At 31.3% G+C, this 4,075-nt stretch carries 4 protein-coding genes; all 4 read right to left on the bottom strand.

What is annotated here, in order from left to right:
* Window positions 1-216 precede the first annotated feature (216 nt).
* From ASU35_RS02705 to ASU35_RS02690, 4 genes are read right to left on the bottom strand one after another with little or no spacing between them, the layout of a single operon-like run.
* Window positions 217-1,530, bottom strand: coding sequence for a YcaO-like family protein (locus ASU35_RS02705; protein ID WP_058351561.1), 1,314 nt, complete (start codon window positions 1,528-1,530; stop codon window positions 217-219).
* A complete protein-coding gene (locus tag ASU35_RS02700; protein WP_058351560.1) occupies window positions 1,523-2,137 on the bottom strand; it encodes a GNAT family N-acetyltransferase in 615 nt (204 codons plus the stop codon). Before ASU35_RS02700 ends, ASU35_RS02705 begins: the two co-directional genes overlap by 8 nt.
* Complete coding sequence (locus ASU35_RS02695) at window positions 2,118-3,362, bottom strand: YcaO-like family protein (RefSeq protein WP_058351559.1); 1,245 nt, start codon at window positions 3,360-3,362, stop codon at window positions 2,118-2,120. The genes ASU35_RS02700 and ASU35_RS02695 overlap by 20 nt, the downstream gene beginning before the upstream one ends.
* Window positions 3,363-3,365: 3 nt before the next feature.
* The gene (locus ASU35_RS02690; protein WP_147525343.1) at window positions 3,366-4,004 is read right to left on the bottom strand and encodes an SPASM domain-containing protein; all 639 of its coding nucleotides are present in this window, start codon (window positions 4,002-4,004) and stop codon (window positions 3,366-3,368) included.
* Between the last annotated feature and the right edge of the window lie 71 nt (window positions 4,005-4,075).

The following is a 4,075-nucleotide window of genomic DNA, read 5'->3' as shown; positions in this document are numbered from 1 at the left end:
GCAGAAAACGAGGTAAAAGTCAGTAAAATTAAGTGTTTTAGCTTAATCAGCAGACACTATTTAATATGGAATTTCAATACCATTCGGCAAAATGGGTATTTAACCGAATAATATAAAACAAAAATAATACTCTCTTCTATTCCTGATATACATAAGTACTTACACATATCAGGAATAGTTACACCAGTTCTTACTTTACAGAAAAAGTTTCATCTCTCATTTTTCAGATACCTGTATGGAGCGTTTACTTGTATGTATTGTCTTGAATAATCTTTTTCCTATTCGTTCTGTATCATGATACCAATTTTCTAGTCCGGGAATAATAACTCGCACTACAGGTATCGAATCGATGCCTTTGCTCGATAAGTTAGCCACAAAGATCTCGTAATTTGATTTTTTTAATTGCTCAATTTGCCATGAGAGTTCTTCAGCTACTGTTTTAAACTGCTTTGACGTAATATCACTAAAAGAAATGCTCTTATTTTTATCATAGGAATACCAATCTTTGTTTTTTCTTAGAATCCTATCATAATCCATTTTATCATTATGATTCGGACGCATATACTTTATATCTTCTCGCTTATTTTCATATATCACGCGCCTTGTTTGCTCTAACTCTGTCATTGCTCTTAGTAGGGCAATCTCTTTATCAGAGTGGCATCCAAATCCACCGCATAAAAAAAGTGAAGATTTTTGTTTCTTGTCATTGCCTGTAACAATAAAACAAGGCATATCAAATTCATTTTTCACATATTTTATATTAACTTCTATTCCATTATAGTTAAATTGATTAATCAACTCCTTACAAATATTGCCATCTACTGTATTCATGTCTAAATCATAATAGTTCTTTGTTGCAAAGGCAGCGGATAGTCCATCTCGTTCAACAACTTCATATATTCCCTGCACAATTGCTGAGGAAAAGTTTAAACCAGAGGCTAATCCATTAGAGTTATTATAGAACAGTGGCACATCATCATAATAGTCAAACAACACAGCTATTGTAGGACACAGGAAATTTTTACCATCATTTAATCGTATAACTGGAAACCAGTTTATTGTATTCGAATTAGACACATATTCTGCAAAATGTGTAGATAAGCTTGCTGGTTCAATAGCCAGGTCTTTATCCAAATCATAATATGACATATTAATTCTTGTGGGCTGATGTTCTGTAGCTGATTTTCTTTCAATAAACTCCATTACTGCAGACATTTGTGCTTGGTTTTTTTCGAGCCCTTTTCCACTATTGTAAGAAATAACATTTTCATTTTTCTTCGCATGCTCCGCTGAAAATACAGATATATCGATGTTATCAAAATGATGTATTTCCTCTATCCTTTTTAGTCCCATTTTTTTCGCAATAGAAATATATTGCTCTAAATTAATTTTATTATTATTAGGACGGGTTCCTAATACATATGGCAAGTACTCAATTTCCTCATCAACCATTTCTTTCATCATAATGTAATTCCGTTTCAATGACTCTTTCATTACATCATCAGCATTTAAAAATAATAATTTAAACATCTTCGTCTAAACCTCCATGTAGCATATAGTCATCTCTTAAAATACTGTAAATATAATCATCATAAAAAAAACTATTGTACTCATGATGTTGTCTCAATCTTGCATCAACGCAAAATCCGCATTTTTCAAGGAGATTACGTGATCTTGTATTAAGTTCACAAGTTTGTGCATATATTTTATTCAAATCACACACGCCAAACAATTTCTCTATTACGCTTAGTAAAGAAGTTCTCATTATTCCATTCCCCTGCCAAATTTCCGTTAACAAGTATCCCATTTCAACACTTTTATTTCTAGGATTGTTGTCATAAAATGATATTCTTCCTATTATCTCAGTTTCTTTACCATTCTTATGATATATGCCAAGTAAAAGGTTAGAATTATTTTCAACTAAATCACTAAATAATGCTATGTGTTCCTCTTTTGTTTTTTCTATAATAGGACGGCATGTCATTAACCTTCTATCAAAATTCCCTTTTTCCCTTAACTCTTCTAATTCAATTACCGTTGCAAGATTTACAAAGAACTTTTTGTCTCCAATGCTAAAATGTATCGGAAACTCTTTTTTTACTATTTCAAATTGTTTATTAGCATTTTTGCATTTCATTATAGAGCCTTCTCCCTATTCGGTTTCTAGTATCATACCAGTTTTCCATCCCAGGAATTATCACTCTTACTACTGGAACAGATGCACTTGTATCATAAGCTGTCAAATTTGCGACATAAATGTGCATATTTTTTTCTAATAAAAGATTTATAATATATTCAGTTTCCTCATTCATATCAGAAAAGACAGTAGAATTGATTTCATCAAAACCAATTTCTTCTTTCACTACGTTCCAAATTGTTTCTTTTATAGTTGATTCTCTTTTAATTAATTGTATTTCATCACCACTATAGGACAATGATTTTATACTTTGTGCCAATTCTGTAAGTGCTCTCACTAATGCAACTGTTTTACTTGTATGACATCCATATCCGCCATATATTCCTTTAGCATATTCGTCGTTACAACATGCAATAAAGCATGGAATGTCAAACTCATTCACAATATACTTCACAGATACATCTATGTTTTGTTTTGAAAACTCAGCTAGTATCTCATTTATAGTTTCATCAGATATACTTTCCTTTTTTACATTTTTATACTTGCCTGTTGCAAGTCCAATAGATATTATATCCCTTTCAATAACTTCATACGCCCCTTGTATAATGGCTTCATGGAAATTACTGCCAGCTGCAATTCCATTTGTGTTATTATTAAAAAGTATTTCTTCATCTTCATAATATGGAAATAATACGCCTATTGTTGGTAAAAATGCTATCGCCATCTTTGATATATTAAAAACAGGAATCCAATTAATTCTTAAAGTTTCAGATACATAATTAGTATATAATGTTATCATATTCGAAGGGTTAACAATCTCATATGGTACTTTTTTTGTCAATTCATCATAAGTGCCCCATATATTCGTAGTTCCACTCTTTTCAGCCGACATACGCTCGATAAACTCCATTAATGCAGAAATTTTTGCTTGAGAAATAGTAATTCCTTTCCCATAGTTGGTATGATAGAGTGCCCCATTCTTTTTTACTGTGTATACAGGAATATTTAACTTATTATAATCTGAAATATCGATTACTTCATCCATTCCCAATTCTTTTGCACCCATATAGATCCAGTCATATATTTCGTCAACATTTTTACATCTCGATCCTGATGTATTTTTAACATATTCGATATCCTCATTACAGAATCCATAAATCATATTTGATATATTGCTTAAATAGCAACATGTTTTGTTATCTGAAAAGATAGTAATCTTTTCCATAAGCTAATTGATCCCCCTTTCCTCCATATTATATATTTGTCTATTTATGTTACGATTAATTTCATCACGTCCAACCTTCTTCCAACCCTTATTGGTGTCACATAGCATATCCAATGCGTGTGGATTAATAAGACTTAATCTCACATAACTTCGTATTACCATTTTTATTATTTCTATCCAGTTAGTACAATCATCCATTGTGGTTGGTGCTTTATCCATAAAGAGCTTATGATAGCATGTTCCACCACATAACCTTAAGTAAATACATTCACCACATATTGAATTTCCCGATATTTTTTTAATAAACTGAGATATAGTTTTATTATTAGGAATCCCTGTATTATATTCGCCTATAGCCTCACCTCCAACAAAGTGATTACAAAGATAATATCTTCCATCGTCTCCTATGCATATATTCTCTATTCCTGCATTGCATGGATAAAAAGATGTAAAAAAAGTATGCGGATATCTGATTTTTCTATATAAACTATAGAAAGGTTCAATTTCTATACGATAACCGCTTAATATAATCTGCTCATATATCTGTAATGCATCTTTCCATGTTTCAACTTTTCCCGAGTATTGCTTATTTTGGAATCCATAAACAGGCATCAGATGCATTCTTTCAAATCCTAATTCCAAATTATTATTAATTACTCAAACTTCGCACATAAATTTTCGCTATGCACCTTGAAAATTCAATATCTGGCAGT

It is taken from the genome of Acetivibrio ethanolgignens (assembly GCF_001461035.1).
GTDB lineage: Bacteria > Bacillota > Clostridia > Lachnospirales > Lachnospiraceae > Velocimicrobium > Velocimicrobium ethanolgignens.
Note: the sequence above shows the minus strand (reverse complement) of the source record. Positions and strands in the feature narration are given on the sequence as shown.

Bases quoted from the DNA above. Each gene is read 5' to 3' on its own strand.
- ASU35_RS02705 (WP_058351561.1), bottom strand. From the start codon at position 1,530: ATGTTTAAATTATTATTTTTAAATGCTGATGATGTAATGAAAGAGTCA.
- ASU35_RS02700 (WP_058351560.1), bottom strand. From the start codon at position 2,137: ATGAAATGCAAAAATGCTAATAAACAATTTGAAATAGTAAAAAAAGAG.
- ASU35_RS02695 (WP_058351559.1), bottom strand. From the start codon at position 3,362: ATGGAAAAGATTACTATCTTTTCAGATAACAAAACATGTTGCTATTTA.